The 19,036-nt window shown below is 40.0% G+C and carries 15 protein-coding genes; 5 read left to right on the top strand and 10 right to left on the bottom strand.

What is annotated here, in order from left to right; genetic code table 11:
* Position 1: 1 nt before the first annotated feature.
* The 3 genes from C2M30_RS07690 to C2M30_RS07680 form a co-directional block, all read right to left on the bottom strand.
* Positions 2-193 (bottom strand): helix-turn-helix transcriptional regulator, encoded by a 192-nt coding sequence (locus tag C2M30_RS07690; RefSeq protein ID WP_105171230.1) that lies wholly within the window; start codon positions 191-193, stop codon positions 2-4.
* An 85-nt stretch (positions 194-278) separates the two neighbouring features.
* Positions 279-1,145 (bottom strand): hypothetical protein, encoded by an 867-nt coding sequence (locus tag C2M30_RS07685; RefSeq protein ID WP_105171229.1) that lies wholly within the window; start codon positions 1,143-1,145, stop codon positions 279-281.
* Entirely contained in the window at positions 1,138-2,529 is a 1,392-nt protein-coding gene (locus C2M30_RS07680) for a tyrosine-type recombinase/integrase (protein ID WP_105171228.1), read from the bottom strand. Before C2M30_RS07680 ends, C2M30_RS07685 begins: the two co-directional genes overlap by 8 nt.
* A gap of 393 nt (positions 2,530-2,922) precedes the next feature.
* Here C2M30_RS07680 and C2M30_RS07675 point away from each other — a divergent pair, with 393 nt between their 5' ends.
* Both C2M30_RS07675 and C2M30_RS07670 read left to right on the top strand, forming a co-directional pair.
* Positions 2,923-3,843, top strand: a complete 921-nt coding sequence (locus C2M30_RS07675) for a zinc dependent phospholipase C family protein (protein WP_105171227.1) — start codon at positions 2,923-2,925, stop codon at positions 3,841-3,843.
* Between the two features lies 1 nt (position 3,844).
* The gene (locus C2M30_RS07670) at positions 3,845-4,243 is read left to right on the top strand and encodes a hypothetical protein (protein WP_105171226.1); all 399 of its coding nucleotides are present in this window, start codon (positions 3,845-3,847) and stop codon (positions 4,241-4,243) included.
* A 55-nt stretch (positions 4,244-4,298) separates the two neighbouring features.
* On the opposite strand, the gene topA is transcribed toward C2M30_RS07670, so the two are convergent.
* The 3 genes from topA to C2M30_RS07655 all read right to left on the bottom strand — a co-directional run bounded on the left by topA (position 4,299) and on the right by C2M30_RS07655 (position 10,674).
* Positions 4,299-6,953: a type I DNA topoisomerase gene (gene topA / locus C2M30_RS07665; RefSeq protein ID WP_105171225.1), complete on the bottom strand. Its 2,655-nt coding sequence runs from the start codon at positions 6,951-6,953 to the stop codon at positions 4,299-4,301.
* Positions 6,954-7,186: 233 nt separating this feature from the next.
* Positions 7,187-8,791 carry a hypothetical protein gene (locus C2M30_RS07660; RefSeq protein ID WP_158683348.1) on the bottom strand — a complete coding sequence of 535 codons (1,605 nt, stop codon included), beginning with the start codon at positions 8,789-8,791 and terminating at the stop codon, positions 7,187-7,189.
* Positions 8,725-10,674 (bottom strand): hypothetical protein, encoded by a 1,950-nt coding sequence (locus tag C2M30_RS07655; RefSeq protein WP_158683347.1) that lies wholly within the window; start codon positions 10,672-10,674, stop codon positions 8,725-8,727. The genes C2M30_RS07660 and C2M30_RS07655 overlap by 67 nt, the downstream gene beginning before the upstream one ends.
* 167 nt (positions 10,675-10,841) lie before the next feature.
* Between C2M30_RS07655 and C2M30_RS07650 the strand changes: the two genes are divergently transcribed.
* Positions 10,842-12,173, top strand: coding sequence for a dicarboxylate/amino acid:cation symporter (locus tag C2M30_RS07650; protein ID WP_442792800.1), 1,332 nt, complete (start codon positions 10,842-10,844; stop codon positions 12,171-12,173).
* A gap of 168 nt (positions 12,174-12,341) precedes the next feature.
* Here the strand turns inward: C2M30_RS07650 and sohB are convergent, their stop codons facing one another.
* Together sohB and C2M30_RS07640 are read right to left on the bottom strand one after the other, a co-directional pair.
* The gene (sohB, locus tag C2M30_RS07645; protein WP_105171222.1) at positions 12,342-13,352 is read right to left on the bottom strand and encodes a protease SohB; all 1,011 of its coding nucleotides are present in this window, start codon (positions 13,350-13,352) and stop codon (positions 12,342-12,344) included.
* Between the two features lie 96 nt (positions 13,353-13,448).
* On the bottom strand, positions 13,449-15,908 hold the full coding sequence (locus C2M30_RS07640; RefSeq protein ID WP_105171221.1) for a VolA/Pla-1 family phospholipase: 2,460 nt from the start codon (positions 15,906-15,908) through the stop codon (positions 13,449-13,451).
* A gap of 206 nt (positions 15,909-16,114) precedes the next feature.
* Here C2M30_RS07640 and C2M30_RS07635 point away from each other — a divergent pair, with 206 nt between their 5' ends.
* Positions 16,115-16,861, top strand: coding sequence for a YciK family oxidoreductase (locus C2M30_RS07635; protein WP_105171220.1), 747 nt, complete (start codon positions 16,115-16,117; stop codon positions 16,859-16,861).
* A 51-nt stretch (positions 16,862-16,912) separates the two neighbouring features.
* Here the strand turns inward: C2M30_RS07635 and C2M30_RS07630 are convergent, their stop codons facing one another.
* Complete coding sequence (locus C2M30_RS07630; protein WP_105171219.1) at positions 16,913-17,983, bottom strand: AI-2E family transporter; 1,071 nt, start codon at positions 17,981-17,983, stop codon at positions 16,913-16,915.
* Complete coding sequence (locus C2M30_RS21710) at positions 17,983-18,195, bottom strand: hypothetical protein (RefSeq protein ID WP_010559868.1); 213 nt, start codon at positions 18,193-18,195, stop codon at positions 17,983-17,985. Before C2M30_RS21710 ends, C2M30_RS07630 begins: the two co-directional genes overlap by 1 nt.
* Positions 18,196-18,366: 171 nt before the next feature.
* Between C2M30_RS21710 and C2M30_RS07620 the strand changes: the two genes are divergently transcribed.
* Entirely contained in the window at positions 18,367-19,035 is a 669-nt protein-coding gene (locus C2M30_RS07620) for a hypothetical protein (RefSeq protein WP_105171218.1), read from the top strand.
* Position 19,036: the final 1 nt, after the last annotated feature.

Genomic DNA, 19,036 nt, shown 5'->3' with positions numbered 1-19,036 from the left:
TTTACCCCTCCTTAGACGCTAGCCATGCATCTAAATCTGCTTTGCGATAAACACAGCAACGGGCAGTTAATCTAATTTTAGGGGGGAAAAGAGGATCATTTTCACCTAAACGCCAGAGTGTGACTTTGCTAATACCTAAATAATTTGCCGCATCTTTAAGTCTAAGGTTTTGAACTAAATTAAAGTGTTTCATAAAAGAAACCTCCATTGATTAAAGGAGGTTACATGATGTTAGTTTTCAATAATTGAATCGGCGATCAAAAGTGTACGAGTACCATTTATTTTAGTTTTCTTAAAAATATTGGATCATCCTCCAAATCAAAGAAGTCCATGTTGCCCACATCAATTTTTAGATCATTTCGACTACTTCTTTTCGGACTAGCAGCTTTGTTAACTAAATCTACCAAACAATTTTGACTATCTGATACAGCGCTCCGAACCCAATTCACATCGTAAATTAGCAAGTATGAATGTGGAATTCGACTGTAGCCTGCTTTCTGGCTAGCCATATATAAACCTTGAATGAGATGAAGAACTTTTTTTACTTTTTCGAAACTTCTTTCATGATGCCTTACAGCCTGTTTGCAATCTACAGCGGCTTTTGGCAACTTATTATAATTTGCTGAATGAAGATCATCGTAACTCTCATTAACACGCCCAAAAAAAGAATTTACTTTCGATCCATTCAGAAGTTTCTCTTCTGCAATGAATTCTTCTTCTCTTTTCTTGTAAAACTGAAAACTTCGTACAATAAATTGAGAAAAGGTATACTCTACTTTTTCTGTGTATTCCTTATAACTTTCAAAATCTTTATATGCTTGCCATAACACAAACGCTCTTGAAAGCTTCTCGTTTCCTTTTCTAATAGATGATTCTATACGCGGCCATTCTCGATTCGACATACATTTCTTGATAAGGTCACTTTTATAATTTCTTCCCTTCAGAACCGCCAACTGAAAAGCTTCTTCAAGCCTCTTTCTTGCTGTCTCACTTTCAGGATGTGCAATAAACGAAAGGTATTCGATATTCATTCGTATCGTTTTTGGTATTTTTAAAGTCTCATCATAATTATTTGGAAAAACTCTTAATTCACGAAAGTTATCTAAGTTATTACTCAAAGTTAGTCTATTTATACGTTCATCCATTCTTAGTTTCCTTTCTTTGAATACTATCCCAGTTAGTATTAATGCTTTCCAAAATTCTAGCTGTATCTTGTTCATCATGCCGCAAATAATTCGCGGCTATCATTGATCCGTCTTTATGCCCAACTAGTGCGGCAATAGTTAACACAGGCACACCTTTAGCCACTAAGGTCGAAATAAAGTTATGCCTAAATGAATACAAATCTAAGTCGCTAGTAATACCACCAAGCGCTTTTACTTGCTTCCAGTGCGTAAGATGAGCTTTTCGCTCAAGCTTTAAACCAGTTCGTTCTGAGGCAAATAAAAACCCTTTTTCGGGTTGCCCAAGTTGATCTGCCCAATTAGCTAACACTGCTTTTAATTCTCCCGTTACAGGAAACTTTACCTTTTTACTGTTTTCAGCTTTTTTAGTTTTGCTTGGAGTAAAGTTTAATGTGGTCGTAGAGTTAAAAATATTGTGGTGTAAGTTTTCCCATTTAAGCCCGTAAATATCTGCTGGGCGCATTCCTGTTAAACGTGCAATGTGGCAGAACGGAATAAACCAATGTGGATAGGTAACATTATCAAGACTAGCTAAGTGCTTTTTACCATGTTTAATGCTTCGCGCACGTTGCTGCTTTAATTGTTCACCATACAAAGTAAGCCCTTTTTCAACATTAGCTTTGTCTTGCTCGCTTATAATGTCACGTTTCGCCTCAAGTTGTTCTTGATGCTTTTCTTGCTTTTCTTGTTCATTAATTGTGAGTTGAGGCAATGAGTAACTTTTTATTGGGTTGTTACTTAAAACAGGCAAAGTATTTGTATCTGGTGATTGTGCGGCATAATTTAGCATTGCTTTAAACGCGCCATAGTCACGCACTAACGTAGAACGCATAACACCTTTTTTTCTGCGCTTGTTATACCAAGTCAAAATATCAGCACTTGTAATTTTATCCATATCACGGCTGAACAAGTGGCTAAAATTTCTCTTTATGCCTTTGAGAGTATCGCTACCTGCGCGAAAGTTATCTTGTTTGTATGGCGTATAAATAGCTTCAAAAAATTCACCTGTGTTTAAGTATCTATTTGCTTCTTTTGCTTGCTGTTCAGCTATTTGTTTAATGGCTTCTTGTTCTTTGACTGTAAGGGGGTCTTTTCCCTCTTTTAATCGTGTACGCCATAACATAGCCGTTTCTGCTGCTTGTTGAGGTTTGACTACATCATCTGCTATTGTGGCTGTTCTGCGTTTTCCTGTTAGGTCGGTATAACGTAAACGCCACGCACCACCTTTGTTTTGCTTTTTGAAGTGAAACCCAGCTATTTTTTCACAGCCAAGTTGATCGCCATTCACTGCGGTTTTACAAAAACTATTTAACTTAGCAAGCGTGATACTGGTTAATTCTGCCATTCCATTTCCAAACGAGTAGCCAATTAGTAGCCACTATATAGGAATTATTGGCTACTTCAAGCAATTTCGTGAAACAACAGAATTAATAAAAACCTTTACAAATCAATATTTAACTTTGATTATCAACAACTAAAAACTGTCATGGGGTGTCAGGGGTCGCAGGTTCAAATCCTGCTATGCCGACCATTCTTTTCTCACCCTATTCAGATACTTCGAACTTTTAAATAAGTAAAAAATATCAAACTATCAATTTCAAATTTAGTCAAAAAACTCTGCTTTTAACCACTATAAAACTTCATAAACCGTTTGTTTCAAATCAACAATCCTTGACTATTTACCCTACTGCTTTAAGTTATTTATACTATCGGGGTTGATTATTTAAAGGACTAAACCATGCCGGGTGCATTTGCACACATTACAGCGGTTAATTTCGCGACCGAAAATAAATCGCTACACCAATTAGCCATACCCAAAAAAGCCAAATTAATTTTAAGTAAAAACCAAAAATATCTGGAATTAGGCTGTGTTTCACCAGACTACCCTTATTTGGTGGTGGGTTTAGATAAAAAGCTACAAAATAAATGGGCTGATCTTATGCATTACGAGCGCACAGGAGACGTCATTAAAGCCGCTATTGCCTATTGCAAAACTCTGGAAGGAATCACGCAAGAAAAATCATTTGCTTGGCTGTGTGGCTATATGGCTCACGTTGCCGCAGACATTACTATTCACCCTGTCGTTGAATTAAAGGTGGGGCCGTACGAGCAAAACCAAAAAGCACATAGAGTTTGTGAAATGAATCAAGATGCCTTTATTTGGCAACGGCTTAATCTTGGCGAAATTGGTTATGCGGATCGGGTCGAGCTAAATATTGGCTCGTGCACTAATGCAAATAACGAATTGGATGACGATATAAAGCAAATTTGGCGTGTTTGTTTAGAGCAAACTCACCCTGAATATACAAAAAATGTAGCACCTGATTTTGATGCATGGCATTCAGGGTTTCAGTTCGTGGTGAATAATGCTGAAGAGAGCCACCGGCTTTTTCCTTGGGCGCGACACGTGGGTGTTGACCATGGTCTAACCTATCCAATGTTTGAAGAAGTCGATTTAGATTTCATTACACAACTTGATACGCCTCACGGCAAAATGCATTACAACGATGTGTTTGATTTAGCTATTGAAAATATCAAGCTCTATATTAGCGTTATCGCCAACAGTGTGTTTGAAGATATACCTTGCGACGCGATTTGTAATTGGAATTTAGATACTGGGAAAGACGAAACGAATAAGTTAACTGCATGGGAGCACTAAGATGAAACACCTTATTTTAATTATGGGTATGCTCTTTTGCATAGCATGTGCCAACAAGCCAAATGAGTATGAGCCTGAAAGAATGGCGGATCTAGCGTCACAATTAAAAGATATTGCAGCAGCTCTAGACGGCACATTAAAGTTTAGCGACACACATTACACTGAAGGGAAGCAGTTGCTCCAAGACGCAATTGATAATGATGCCAACCGGTTAGTACCGTTTAACCAATTCCAGATTCACGTTATTATTGATAAAAACAACGCAGCCTTACTGCTTTGTGATAACAATACCTTACTAATTGAAGATGCCGGCTGTACGGCGCAATCGGATGTGCAACATTGGCGCCAGCCTAACAATGAGTGCAAAGCAACTTTAGCGTTAAGCCAAGTATGTAACTAAAGATACTAGATATAAAAAACGCAGCCTATTGGCTGCGTTTTTTTTAATTTGCGAATTAGTTTTTGGCTTTCGCTTTAGATTTTGGTTTTGCTTTCGCCTTTGATTCTTCTACCCACTTGCCATCAACGAATTGTGCTGTCCAACCAGTTGCTTTACCCTCAACTTCAGACATTACATATTGTGATTTAGCTTTGCGGCTATAGCGGATAATCGCGTCATTACCATCTGGATCTTTCTCTGGCGCGTCTGCTAAGTAATAAAACTTAGGTGAAATACGATCGCGAAAACGTTTTAACTCAGAAACTTTAGGCGCTCGCGTTTCACGTGATTTCGGGAACGTTGACGCAGCCATAAAGATACCTGATGCGCCGTCACGTAGTACAAAGTACGCTTCCGACTTTTCACACGGTAACTCTGGTAGGTGAACCGGATCTTCTTTCGGAGGAGCAGCTTCACCATTTTTAAGCAACTTACGGGTATTTTTACATTCTTCGTTAGTACAGCCAAAGTATTTACCAAAACGACCCGACTTTAATTGCATTTCAGACTGACACTTGTCGCATTCGATAACAGGGCCGTCGTACCCTTTAATTTTAAAGCTACCGCTTTCAATTAAATAGCCATCACAGTCTGGGTTATTACCACACACATGCAATTTTCGCGTTTCGTCAATGAGGTAAGAATCCATCGCTGTTTCGCATTTAGGACAGCGTTTCATCTGACGAAGCACTTCTGTTTCTTCGTCTTCCACATCTGCGGCAACTGCTTCTTCACCGGGTACCAAATTCATCGTTTGCGTACAACGTTCTTTAGGTGGCAATGCGTAACCAGTACACCCTAAGAACACACCTGTGGAGGCGGTGCGAATGCCCATATTGCGACTACATGTAGGACACGACAAATCGATTTCAACCACTTGGTTGGTGCGCATGCCACCTTCGTTTTCATCAGAACTGGCTTTATCTAAGTTTGCTGAGAACTCTTGGTAGAACTTATCAAGAACGTGTGTCCACTCACGCTCGCCTTCTGCGATATCATCTAAACGCTCTTCCATTTTCGCAGTGAAATCGAAATTCATTAAATCGCTAAAGCTTTCAACCAAGCGTTCATTAACAATTTCACCCATTTTTTCTGCAAAGAAGCGACGATTTTCTACACGCACATAACCACGGTCTTGAATAGTAGAGATAATTGATGCATACGTAGATGGACGACCAATACCACGTTTTTCAAGCTCACGTACCAAGCTCGCTTCACTAAAACGTGCAGGAGGCTTGGTAAAGTGTTGTTTAGGATCCAGTTCAACAAGTTTTAATACATCACCCGTTTTAACCTCAGGCAACGCTTGTTCTTCTTGGTTTTTCTTTTTAACTGACGGCTGAACGCGAGTCCAACCATCAAACTTAAGTACTCGACCCTTGGCTTTTAATTCATAGTCATTAGCCGCAAGAGTAATTGTTGTTAAGTCATACTCCGCTGGTGTCATTTGGCATGCTACAAACTGACGCCAAATTAGCTCATACAGTTTCTTCGCGTCAGCCTCTACACCGTCTAAATGGCCCGACAAAATAGCAACATTAGATGGACGAATTGCTTCGTGCGCCTCTTGCGCACCATCTTTTGACGAATAACGAATTGGCGAGTCAGGTAAATATTTATCACCAAACTCATTTTCGATATAGCCTCTACAAGCCTCTACAGCGTCATTTGATAAATTTGTAGAGTCAGTACGCATATACGTAATAAAACCAGCCTCATAGAGCCTCTGAGCGAGCATCATCGTCTTTTTAACGCCGTAACCTAAGCGCGTACTCGCTGCCTGCTGCATTGTTGAGGTAATAAATGGCGCTGATGGTTTGCTTTTGCTTGGTTTTTGTTCGGTTGCTGCAACCTTGTATTCTGCTGCTTTTAATTTAGCAACGGCTTCATCTGCATCTGATTTATTCTTTGGTTCAAATGCCTTGCCTAAATATTTTGCTACCGCAAAACGAATTTGATCTTCATGAGATTTCAGCTCTGCGTGAATATCCCAAAATTCTTCCGGAATGAACGCTTTAATTTCACGTTCACGTTCAACTAATAAACGTACTGCTACCGATTGTACTCGACCTGCTGACAAACCGCGTGCTACTTTCGCCCAAAGTAACGGTGACACCATAAAGCCAACAACACGGTCGAGAAAACGACGCGCTTGCTGCGCGTTGACCATGTCGGTATTTAATTGGCCTGGTTCAGCAAAAGCATTCTGAATCGCGTTTTTAGTGATTTCATTAAATACAACGCGTTTATACTTTGACTCATCGCCACCGATAACCTGCTCAAGGTGCCAAGCGATTGCTTCCCCTTCTCTATCCAAATCGGTTGCGAGATAAACGTAGTCAGCGTCTTTTGCGAGTTTTTGTAATTCAGCAACAACCTTTTCTTTACCAGGAAGCACTTCATAATGTGGTTGCCACCCTTTATTAGGGTCAATACCCATACGCGCAACTAAATTCGCATAATCTTTTTCTTTGCGATATTTAGCCTTTTCTTCTGGCGACATTTTGCGTACTTCAGCTGGCGATTTAGTAGCGGCTTTGTTCGCTTTACCAGATGTTGGCAGATCACGAATGTGGCCAACACTGGATTTTACGACGAAATCCTTGCCCAAATATTTATTGATTGTTTTCGCCTTGGCTGGTGACTCAACAATAACTAACGACTTACCCATATTTGCCTATTTTTACTTACGCAGTGCGATTTAATTTGTTAACCCATTTAGGGCGCTATTATTAAAGGTATATCGACAAAGTGCCAGCCTGACAAGCATATTTTTAAAAAACTCACTATTTTTATATGTGTTAGCGCTAAAAATACACGGCTTGATTAAAATTTAACTAAAAAAAAGGCTCTTGCAATTAACAAGAGCCTTACTATTAGGTGAGGTTAAATAGATTTTCTATATTAACCTGCATCATTTACAGTCATATGCGCTTCAGATGTTACACCTTTAGGTGTAACAAAAGTCACTTTTAAAAGTCCTGAAGTTTTCTTATTCGGAGTACCTTCTCTACTGACGCTCACAGTAACCTTGTCAGGGAGCGTACTGTTGGTATTCTGCAGGACTTTACTGTTTGTACCAGAAAAGTCGCCATTATCTGACTCTGTTGTTATCTGTGTACCAGCAGGTAAAGGGTTACCATAAATATCAGAGTAATAAAAAATTGGTGCAAGACCTGAGATACCTATTGATAATGGAAGATCACGCACCATACAAACCCCAGCAGTAGCATCATATGTTGCATTGGCACCATCACACTCCATCGGCGTATCTGCATTATTGTCATCATCCACTTGTATTCTTCTAGGCGATAAATCTACCGACTTAACATCACAATACTCAACCCAAATCGGAGCGTCATCAGTTCCTCTGTTGACTCTTAGAGATGGATCTGAAGGTTCTAGCTCCAAAAGGAAGTCATGTAATGGGTCTTCCTCATAAGCCCACGCAACACCACTTGTTGAACTATTAGGTTGCAAATATCGAACGTTTTGACATGTAGCAACAATTCCACCGAGATTTAAATTTCTGCCATCTTCAGTCGTAAAGTTAAGGTGACTAGCTAACGTATCTTTAGGAATAGCGAAACGTCCAAATGCGGAGCTACCAGACATTACAATTTCAAGGTTACGTCTTAGGTGAACTAAACTGCGATTGCATTTACCTGCCGCTTCTGCTGCTTCACTACAAGACGTACCGTTATATATACCGTCGGCAGGATCCCACTTGCCATTGTCATTAGAATCATCAAAGTTTGCTAGGAACTCTTCTAATTCACCACCGTTTGTAGTGGTAGCAGTACAATTAACATAGTTTCCATTGGCGTCTTTTTCAGAGCAATCAACATCTCCATCAAAAACACCGTTTTCGTTATTGTCTAGAAACGCTTCTGACAGGTCATAAAGCGGATAAAACTCACCTTCATCAAAAACGCCGTTGCCATTTCTATCAATAAAACTTTCGTTACCTACTGCTGTAGCAAGGATAGTAGCCCGTGCACCTAGCGGTACACCACGTTCGTCACTTGGTGTGTTACTAGTATTATCGTTTGCTCTATTTAAACCATAAATACAAGGTGCAGGGTTCCCAAAGTATAAATCACAATTTCTTTCGCCTGTATTTGGGTTTAAATCGCTTAATTTGTTGCCCCAAACTGATTCAGTGTAAGGTTTCGGATTCTGACTTCTCCACTGCACAACGCACGCACCATCGACAGTTTCACATTGTTGTAAAGGAGTGAATTCTTCTCCGTCCATTGAACCGATGGCTCCGCCTTCAGCACGCAAATGAACAGAAGTCCCATCAGGAACAGGATTATTAAAGTGATCCGCCATGAAAACGCTAATATTGACTAATTCACCATTATGTTCTAACGCTTCCACATTCACCTTTTCAGCAGAAATCGTGAAGCTATCATTATCTGGCAGGCCTGAAGTAATAGTTAAGAGATCAGAAACACTTGAGATCTGTGAATCGAGATCACTAAGCCAAGATTTCCACTCGGACATACTGAATCGCTTGGGTTACTTTGACAACGGTCATAAATTTCTTTCCAACAAGTAACATCATCTTCTGGATAGCTTGCAGGAATTTGGTCTGTCGGAACAAAGCATGCATGTACACGCAGCGGCATTGCAACAGTGCCTGCAGTAACTGTAACAAATGCAATTCCTTCACTATTTGTATCTACCGATTTTCTGTTGAGTGTTACACCACCATTGTATGAACTTAATTTAAAGTCTAATCGACTATTTGATACTGGTTGACGCAGTTCATCTTTCAACTTAAATGATATTTCTGACGACTCACTACGGTTTTTACCACCACTGCCTTTCAATGCAATGACTGAATCTGTTGAATTTACAAACTCAATAGACGCAACAGATGAACTTGATAAGGGTAATGTTGTACTAATTGTTTTACCATTTAGCACTGCGGTAACTGTATCCTCTGGATTTCCATTACACCCTAACGAACGATAGGTTGCTTCGGCTTTGCCACCGATGCTCGTAACTACAGAATCTAACTCAGCGCTATTTGCTTGAGTACAGTTAGAATTGAACTCAACGTCAAGTGGTAATGTTAAAGGCGTTCCATCTGGATTCGTTAGCGATACAGTTATCACTGTTGTTGCACCTGATGCCAATGCCTGATATTCACTCGAGCTACCAGGCTTTAAGTCTAATCCGTTATCTATGGACATAGTAAACTCTGCTAGACCGACATTAAACGATTTAGTCGCTGAAACATTTTTTGCTGTCGCAGTAATCGTGCCAGCTTCATTCTTGCTGCCTGGCTGCAACGTTAAAAGTGCTACACCAAAATTATCGGTAACAGCAGCTCCTGACTCAGGAGAAAGCTTGCCGACAGTTGTATCAACATTAACGAGTAAACCGTTAAAACCATCACCTGTGTTTGAATTTACAGCTGATACAAAAACAGTAGCAACTTTATCAGATGAAATATCTCTTGTTATTACAGTACACCCTGAACTTGGGTCTGTTGGATCTAACTTTACTAAATCTCGAGCTGTTGCCCAATCTTCATTACAATCTATCAATAGTTTAATATCAATAGCTGCTTCTGCTGTATCTTCAGATGCATCATCACCCGACGAGTAATAAAACGCAGATTGCCTAACTTCTTCACCGTCTAGAGTCGCAGTGACTTTTCCCGCCCCTTTTAAGTCACCAGAACTCAATTGAACACTTGCTTTTCCGTCAGAATTAAGAGCTGCTGTGCCTGTTTCAGATAAGATTCTGCCAGTATATTCTGTTGTAAAGACAACTATACCGCTAGTTAACGCAACACCGTCTTGAGTTACTGTAGCGGTAACAACCCCCAAATTATCTTTAGTAACTGGGTTAGACTCAGTAAAAGAGCTTCCGTTTTTATCTACAACCTGAAGCGTTAGAACTTTGTCTCCAACTGTTCCTGAATCACCGCCATCTCCCAAGCTTGTAAAAGTCAGTAAGACTTCTAAATTTTCGTCTAGGTCGATCGGATTATACACTGCTGTTACTTGACCTGAACCTGCTATCGAGCCAGCTCTAAGCGTAATTTCGGCTACGCCTTCAGAATTAGTTTGCGCAGTGCCGATTTCGGGATCTAGCGTCCCAACTGTACCACTATCGAATTCAGCTAGGTTAAACGTGATTAATTGATTTGCATACGCTTTACCATTTTTGGTTAAAGTAGCCTTTAACAAACCAGGTTGAGCAGCAGATACTTGAGAAATACCATTCCCACCATCTGTTGAGTGAAGAGTAACTTTAAGTTCGTAGCTATTCGCTGAACCACCAACATCTGGTGACTCTAAGCTACCACCACCGCCACATGCTGTTAGCATAAAACTACACAGCAGAGCGAAGAGTAATCGGATCGAAGGCATGACTTCTCCCTTGCATTAAAATTATAATTAGAGTTATTCAGTCTATATTAAACTAATAATCCAACAAAAATCATAGCATTTTTAAAAAAACTTACCGTATTTCCTTTAAATTTTTATGTTCACTGGTAGGCTATGCAGAAAATCACAATAAATATACATACTAAATTATGACATCCACTATTTCACAACCTAAAGGTTTGGGGTTAACAGGCAAGATCCTCATCGGTATGGTTTTAGGTATTATCACCGGCTTTTTGTTCAAAGCGCTAATGGGCGAATCGGGCGATTTCACTCTAACTGCGGGTGAGTTTACGTTTTCATTTAAAGGCTTTTTTGTTGACGGTATTTTCCATATTGGCGGTCAAATATTTGTTAATAGTTTAAAGATGTTAGTCGTACCTTTAGTATTTATCTCGCTTGTGTGTGGTACGTGTAGCTTAAGCGACCCTAAAAAATTAGGTCGTTTAGGTGGCAAGTCAATTGGTTTGTACCTTCTTACGACTGCCATTGCGATTACCATTGCAATGACCCTAGCGCTTGTAATCAATCCCGGTGAAGGCATTAATATGCCAAGTTCATCTACGTTTGATGCGAAGCAAGCCCCGACTCTTGTTGATGTTATTATTAACATGTTCCCAACCAACCCAATTAACGCAATGTCTAGCGGAAATATGCTACAAGTAATTGTGTTTGCACTATTATTTGGTATTGCAATGGCACTTAGCGGTGAGGCGGGAAAACGCTTAACGGCAGTGTTTGAAGATCTAAATACAATTATTTTAAAGCTAGTAACTATTCTAATGAATATTGCACCATACGGTGTGTTCTTTTTAATGGCGAAGCTATTTAGCTATATTGAAGGCGACTTAATCGTTAAACTTATCTTTTACTTCGGCACTGTTTTACTTGCGCTATTTATTCATGCATTAATTGTATACCCAGTACTACTTAAAACATTTACAGGGTTAAACCCACAAACATTCCTAAATAAAGTAAAAGAGTTGTCTATTTTTGCGTTTAGTACTTCAAGCTCAAGCGCAACTATGCCAGTAACGCTAGAAACAGCCACTAAAAAACTAGGGGCCGATAACAAAGTTGCTTCTTTCACAGTCCCCTTAGGTGCAACCATTAACATGGACGGCACCGCAATTATGCAAGGTGTTGCCACTGTATTCATCGCCCAGGTGTTTACTGTTGATTTAAGCTTTACCGATTACTTAATGGTTATCTTAACTGCAACACTTGCCTCTGTTGGCACTGCGGGCGTACCTGGTGTTGGATTGATTATGCTTGCGATGGTTCTTAACCAAGTAGGCTTACCAGTTGAAGGTATCGCCATTATTATAGGTGTAGATCGCCTGTTAGATATGACTCGCACCGCTGTTAACGTAACAGGAGATTGCATGGTTACGTGTATCGTTGCTAAGTCTGAAGGTGAATTTGACGATGCGGTATTTAACGATAGCGATGCCGGTAAAGAATTTGAAAATATGCGATAAGCGTCAGCGTATATTAAAAAGCCGCTAATTTTAGCGGCTTTTTTGTTGCAAGAGCTTAATTAATCTGAACTCGGGTTAAGAGGTTAACTAAACAACTGAAATATATGAACTATGTTGTTTCATACTTTCTACCTTGATAGCTTTTCTATCCCAAACTCAGGTTAATTATTAATGATATAGCTCTTTGCTTTTTGATAATAATTTGGCGATTACATTATCAATGATTCCTGTCACGCCTAATCCGAGTTTATCTGATAAACCTTTTTTGGTTTTATAGGTTATCTCAAGCAATTCGAATTGCTCATTTAACGCTAGCAATAAATCGTCACTTGTCTGGATCTCATCAACTAATCCTAACTTGTGTGCATCTGTACCAAACCAAGTTTCACCTGTCGCCACTTTTTCTACATTTAGGTTTGGCCTAGCAGATTGAACATGTTCGCGAAACAAGACATGAATTTGCTCTAGTTCTTGCTTAAATTTTTCACGGCCAATGTCATTATTTTCACCAAACATTGTTAGCGTACGTTTAAACTCACCGGCAGTGATTTGCTCGAACTCTACGTGATTTTTCTTTAGCAATTTATTGAAATTTGGTAACTGCGCAATAACACCTATGCTGCCAACCATAGCAAACGGGGCACAGACAAATTTATCTGATACGCAGGCCATCATATAACCACCACTTGCGGCAATTTTGTCTACACTAACAATAAGCTCAAGTTTTGCCTGTTTAAGGCGTGCTAATTGCGATGCTGCAAGTCCATAGCCATGCACTACGCCACCACCGCTTTCAAGCTTTAGGACCACTTTATCGCTTGGCTTTGCTACCTGAATAATCGCCGTCACTTCATTTCGCAGTGACTCGACTTCCTTCGCATCAACGCCGCCCTTAAAAGACAGTACAAATACTTTATTTAGGTTTTCGTTAGCAATGTCTTTAGATGCTTTTTTTTCGCTCTTCTCAAAATCTTTAAAAGCATTTTTATCAAGCGTTACACTTAATAGTGCTTTCTTTTGTTGATCTAACTTTTCGCTTAAGCTTTCGATCGCTAATTCACCTTTACTTGCTTTAGGTTTACTTGAGGCCCCCACAATCAACACAACAATAATGGCAAACGCAACTACAAATGTGACTGTTTTTGCGAGAAATAATCCGTATTCGTATAAAAATTCCAAACTTTAACTCCGTAATTAATGTTTCGCGTACTCTAAATAAAATCGAGGCAAAAAAAAAGCCGCACTAACGAGTGCGGCTTGGTATTGTGTTTAATATTATTCAGTTACAACAGTGGTATTTGTAACTTGTAGCATTAAGCCTCTACTCGCTAAGAATGACGCAATCTGGCTTTGCATTTCAGCATTGGCAGCTGCAGCATCCGCTGCCGTAACACCATACGCAGGCGCAGGCGTTAGTACTGAGCCATGATGACCTTTGGTAAACTTAACTAGGTAACTATTAGGAGCCTCAGTCATTTGTGACGTCGCTACCGGCGTAAGACCCATTAGCATGCCTGATGGCACAGTGCCCGATACCGGGTTAATTGTTGAATATGGTGGAATAACCGTGTCTGCTGGGTTACCCGCACCGTCACCAATTACGACATTTTGATATATCGCCGTGCCCTGTGACGCAACTTTACTTGCTAAAGAATTAGAGTCAGCTGCATCAACTGCGGTTTGAATAGCAAAAGCAAATTGACTAATCGTACCTGAAATATTCGCTAATTTTGCTGTTTCTTCAGCCTGTGCAAGCATAGTTGTATAAGCAACAAATGCACAACCAGCAAATTCACTTTGTGAGCCCGCGTAGTCAGCACATGCGGCCTTACCCTCATCAGAACTCATAAATGCAATAAATTCAGCAGACTCAGCTGTTCCCGCTCCCGCTAATACAGAACCTTTAATTACATTACCAAACGCGTTCGATTCAAGTAAAAAGCCCGCTAAACCACCGCTACCACTTGCAAGTGCTGCCGTGTTTACCTTAAATAGCGGGTCAATAAGAGCTGCTGTTTCTGGGCCTACTAAAGGAGCAACTGACTCATTTGCAGCAGCTAAGAAACCTGGCGCAACCACAGCACCAAGAGAGTGACCAACAAAGCTTACGTCTGTCGGATTGATTCCTTGTAGGTTTGTCGCCGCTAGTGATAAACGTAAGCCAAGTAAATCAGCCATTGATTGACGTAAATTATCACGCGCCACTAAGCTTGACGACAAATTCATGTAATGAAGTACATTACCGTCATCACCCGAAGCAAGAAAATCAACTGTGCCGTCATCATTAGCGTCGATACCACGCTCACCGTGTAATGGGTGGTCAATTGCTACCGTTACAAAACCTTGTAATGTAAGCGCAGCCGTAATAGCTAGCATACTTTCTTTTGTACTAGTAATACCGTGTTGTAATATAACAACCGGCCAACCTGTTGCTGGTTTTTCTAGCTCTCCGTATTCATTCATGCCAAGCTGATTTCTCACAGCATTAATCACCGTTAAGTCATCTGCTGGCGTTGTAACTTGAACTGGTACATTAGCATAGCTTTGAGGATACGGTAGCGGGTTATATTTAGTTAAGTGACGCTGCTCATCCAAGCCTAGATCACGCAATAACCCATTCGATGCGTTAAAGCAAATCGTATCTTTTTCATTAATTGGATTAGCTGAAATGTTGCCACCTTGAGCTGCAAAACCAGCTAATGTTGCCGCACCATCACATAACGCTTTCCAATATGTATTATTTAACGCAGAATCATCTGTGCCCTGTGGCTTTCTTAAGTAATGCGGTAATACAACTGAACCACGCTCGTACTTGATTTGATCAAAAACAGGCGAAGGCGGCTGCGCGCCTTGAGAGCGGAATAATACGTCACCTACAGTCATACCAGTAGATGGGCCCATCATAAGTTGTGGCATATTTTGTTGTGTAGCTGCACTCATTGCATACACATTTTTAACCATACTCATCACTGAGCCAGCTGATTGAATGCTCATTGCGCCAGTATAAATAATATCGTCTTTGGTCAAAGAGCCTGATTGAGTAACGATATTTTCATAGCTATTAATTACGCCTTGTAGGGCTTTTTGCTCATCAGTTACCAGTGGTAATGATTCAATATCGAGTTTAACTAAACCGTAAGTTTCTGAAGGTTCAAATGACTCACCGCTCGTATCACGTAGTGCTTTTGTCACAACGTTGATATATGCAGAGCCTTGATTAAATGGTTTAAGCGGAACAATCGCGATATTGTTGCCGCTAGCTTGTGCAACAAAATCAACACCAAATGTTAGCTCTTTAACGTACTTACACGCTAAACCCGCTTGTACTTGCGCACATTCTGTGTCAGTAATGCTTGCGCCCATTACAACTTCAAACAAACGCACTGAATCACCATTAACAGTGCTAGTGTCAAGCACTAGACCTGCAGGAACATCTAATGCGATTTGATAAGGTGATTGCGTTGACCAACCATCAAGGGCGCCTAAGGCCGTTTGTGGGTCAGCATAGTTAATTTCTTCGGCGGCTTCGCCTGGCATATTTAGTGTGCCGTCAGTTGTTCCTAAAAACAGTAAATCATTTGGCACTGACACGACGCCGTTTGACGGATCAAATGCGACAGTAGCTGCAGTCCTTGCAGGCGCGATTACTTCTGACTCATTTTTAACATCTTCTAAGCTCTCACCACAGCCGTATAACGCTGTAGCAATCGCCATTGTGAGTAGCACTTTTTTCATTTTATTGCTCCAAACCCGATCTTTTTTATTGTGTGTATTTGATATTAAACATCAAAAATTAATTTGTCGGTGGTTATTATTAAGACATTAGACCAGTTAAAGTTAACTTAAACAAAGCAATTTCTCCACCTAAATTTAAATAAATCACGAAACTATTTTACTTGACTATGGTATGATGGCGAAAAATTTTGAACACCTAAACTAATATGCATGATTATCAAGCAAGTAATGACGCGCTCAACAACAAAGTCATTCTCGTAACGGGTGCCGGTGATGGCATCGGTAAAGTTGCCGCAATTGAATTTGCAAAACACGGCGCAACGGTAATTTTATTAGGTAAAACAGTTGCAAAACTTGAAGCCGTATACGATGAAATTATCGCATTAGGCGCGCCCCAACCTGCAATTGTACCGCTCGATATGAAAGGCGCAACAAAACAACACTATCGTGATTTAGCAGCCACAATTGAAAATGAATTTGGTCGCCTTGACGGATTATTAAATAACGCATCTATCATTGGTTCATTAGGACCACTGGAGCATTTCTGCGTATCAACATTCGAAAACATTATGAAAGTGAACGTTACCGCACAAGCTGTGTTAACTAAGTCACTTTTTCCGCTGTTAAGAAAGTCTGATAACGCATCAATAATATTTACATCAAGTGGTGTTGGTCGCGAAGGAAGAGAGTTCTGGGGTGCTTACGCAATTTCAAAGTTTGCAACAGAAGGCATGATGCAAACTTGGTCTAAAGAAGTTGGTAAAACGAATATTCGTATCAACTGCATCAATCCAGGTGCAACACGCACAGCAATGCGTGCCATTGCGTTCCCTGGTGAAGATAAAGACAAGTTAAAAACACCAGCCGATTTAATGCCAATATACCTGTACTTAATGTCGGATGATTCAATTGGTGTTAATGGCCAATCGATTGACGCACAGCCTAAAGTATAAATTGCAAAACACATAAAAAATAGCGCAGTAATCTGCGCTATTTTTTTGCCTTTAAGCTTTGACTGTCTCGTGTTGGTTCGACATTGACCACGCATTTAGTAACGCCCTCACGAGCGACGCTAACGGAATTGCAAAGAAAACGCCCCAAAAACCCCACAAGCCACCAAAAAACAATACCGCAACAATGATGTAAACCGGGTGTAAGTCTACCGCTTCAGAAAACAGCAGTGGCACCAATAAGTTTCCATCTAACGCTTGAATAACACCATAAGCAATGATCACATACCAAAACTCACTACCCACACCAAATTGAAATAACGCCACAAGCGCTACGGGGATTGTTACCAGCGCCGCACCAACGAACGGAATAAGCACCGAGAAACCGACTAACGTGCCAAGTAACGCCGCATAGCGTAAGTCTAATATTGTAAAAGTAATAAACGTGGTTGAACCAACAATTAAAATTTCAAAAATTTTGCCACGTATGTAGTTCATAATTTGCTGGTTCATTTCCTGCCAAACCTGACTTATTAGTTTTCTCTCTTTTGGAATAAACTTTTCAAAACCCGCAAGTAGCAAATGTTTATCTTTCAACATAAAAAACACTAAAAGAGGCACAAGAATTAAATAAACTAACCAAGCCACCACATCTTTTAATGAATTAAGTGATGTAGATAGCACCGTTTGACCAATCGTCACTGCGTGCCCTTCCACAGACGATAATATCGATTTAACTTGCTCAGGGTTAACCAATTCAGGATAACTACTCGGAAGCGTCATTAAGTAGCCTTTCCCCTGCTCTAACATGGAAGGTAAATCTTGCACAAAATTTGATAATTGGTGCCATAACACTGGTATGATACCAACAACAATAGATACAACTAAACCGCTGAATATCAACATCACCAAAGTGCTAGAAATAACACGAGACACGCCCGTATGCATTAGTTTTTGTACCGGCCAATCTAATAGATATGCGATAACTAAAGCCACCATAACCGGAATAATATAAGTGCCAAAAAAATAAAATGCCGCAGCTAAACCCAGCGTCAGCATTAATAATGTAATTGAATTTGGATCTGAAAACTTGCGCGAGTACCACTGTTTAAAAATATGTAACACTAATTCGCTTCCTCAATGGGGTTAGTTACAGTTAATACATTAGATTGCCATGTATAGGTTCGCTGTTGGTTGTCAAGATAGCGAAATACATCGTTGAGCTGTGCATCTTGAGCAAACTTAAACACCACATAATTGGCCGTATTGTTTTGTTTTAATAGATATTTAAATTGAACAAATAATTGAGGACATTTAAGCCCTGTTAAATCTTTCATACAGAATAAAAAACATGTCTTTTACGCAATTAACGTTATCACAAAACGCATCGTGAAACAGCTTGATAAAGCAGTTACCACTCAGTAATTTACAAAGCGCAAGCATGTTTTTGATGATTATGCTAAATTCACAGTATACAAGCCGAATTTGATCATATTAGCTTTCTGTTTATGACAAAACAAAATAAAAAAAATGAACTACCGAAAAACCCCACGTTAAAAGACATTAACTGGTTTAAAAAACAGTTAAATTGGGGTGAACTCCCACCTTTTTATCATTTGGTGGCAGCTTCTGTTGGTGAAGCAGAAGGTGTATTTAGTCATGGCTTTGATAACGCGATTAAGCGTATTACCGATAAACGCAACTGGAACTTAGCACTCCTTGGTGGCGAAGAACTCGAAAACGGTGAAATTAAGTGCGATAACCCACCAAGACTTGCCCTTTATCAAGTATTCACTGAACGTGGCTTTGAACTTTTTGCCTTTCCTTATGCCAAAGACAAAGAAATCGACCAGTACGTAAAAGAAAATAAATTGATGGAATTTAAAGTATGGGATCCCCATGCAATGCGCAATGTGCTGCGAATTAATCAGCTCCATAAGTACATCCAGTTTTATTTTCAACGCGGTGATGAAGCAGACAAAGCGTTAATTCTGCATTCACATAAAATAGTGCATAAGACCATTGAATTTTTAAAGAGCGAACTAAACGTTATAAAAGTCTCGGGAGTGTCAATTAAAGAATACTACCAAAAAGCTGAACGCTCAGCCGACGCTTGTCAGGACGAACTTGCACTCGCTCATTTAATGGCAAATGAAATGCTACAAAAAAAGGAATAAC

It is taken from the genome of Pseudoalteromonas sp. T1lg24 (assembly GCF_002964745.1).
In the GTDB taxonomy this organism is placed as follows: Bacteria; Pseudomonadota; Gammaproteobacteria; order Enterobacterales; family Alteromonadaceae; genus Pseudoalteromonas; species Pseudoalteromonas spongiae.
This window is presented reverse-complemented; position numbering and strand designations above follow the sequence as displayed.

Bases quoted from the DNA above. Each gene is read 5' to 3' on its own strand.
- C2M30_RS07690 (WP_105171230.1), bottom strand. From the start codon at position 193: ATGAAACACTTTAATTTAGTTCAAAACCTTAGACTTAAAGATGCGGCA.
- C2M30_RS07685 (WP_105171229.1), bottom strand. From the start codon at position 1,145: ATGGATGAACGTATAAATAGACTAACTTTGAGTAATAACTTAGATAAC.
- C2M30_RS07680 (WP_105171228.1), bottom strand. From the start codon at position 2,529: ATGGCAGAATTAACCAGTATCACGCTTGCTAAGTTAAATAGTTTTTGT.
- C2M30_RS07675 (WP_105171227.1), top strand. From the start codon at position 2,923: ATGCCGGGTGCATTTGCACACATTACAGCGGTTAATTTCGCGACCGAA.
- C2M30_RS07670 (WP_105171226.1), top strand. From the start codon at position 3,845: ATGAAACACCTTATTTTAATTATGGGTATGCTCTTTTGCATAGCATGT.
- topA (WP_105171225.1), bottom strand. From the start codon at position 6,953: ATGGGTAAGTCGTTAGTTATTGTTGAGTCACCAGCCAAGGCGAAAACA.
- C2M30_RS07660 (WP_158683348.1), bottom strand. From the start codon at position 8,791: ATGTCCGAGTGGAAATCTTGGCTTAGTGATCTCGATTCACAGATCTCA.
- C2M30_RS07655 (WP_158683347.1), bottom strand. From the start codon at position 10,674: ATGCCTTCGATCCGATTACTCTTCGCTCTGCTGTGTAGTTTTATGCTA.
- C2M30_RS07650 (WP_442792800.1), top strand. From the start codon at position 10,842: ATGACATCCACTATTTCACAACCTAAAGGTTTGGGGTTAACAGGCAAG.
- C2M30_RS07640 (WP_105171221.1), bottom strand. From the start codon at position 15,908: ATGAAAAAAGTGCTACTCACAATGGCGATTGCTACAGCGTTATACGGC.
- C2M30_RS07635 (WP_105171220.1), top strand. From the start codon at position 16,115: ATGCATGATTATCAAGCAAGTAATGACGCGCTCAACAACAAAGTCATT.
- C2M30_RS21710 (WP_010559868.1), bottom strand. From the start codon at position 18,195: ATGAAAGATTTAACAGGGCTTAAATGTCCTCAATTATTTGTTCAATTT.
- C2M30_RS07620 (WP_105171218.1), top strand. From the start codon at position 18,367: ATGACAAAACAAAATAAAAAAAATGAACTACCGAAAAACCCCACGTTA.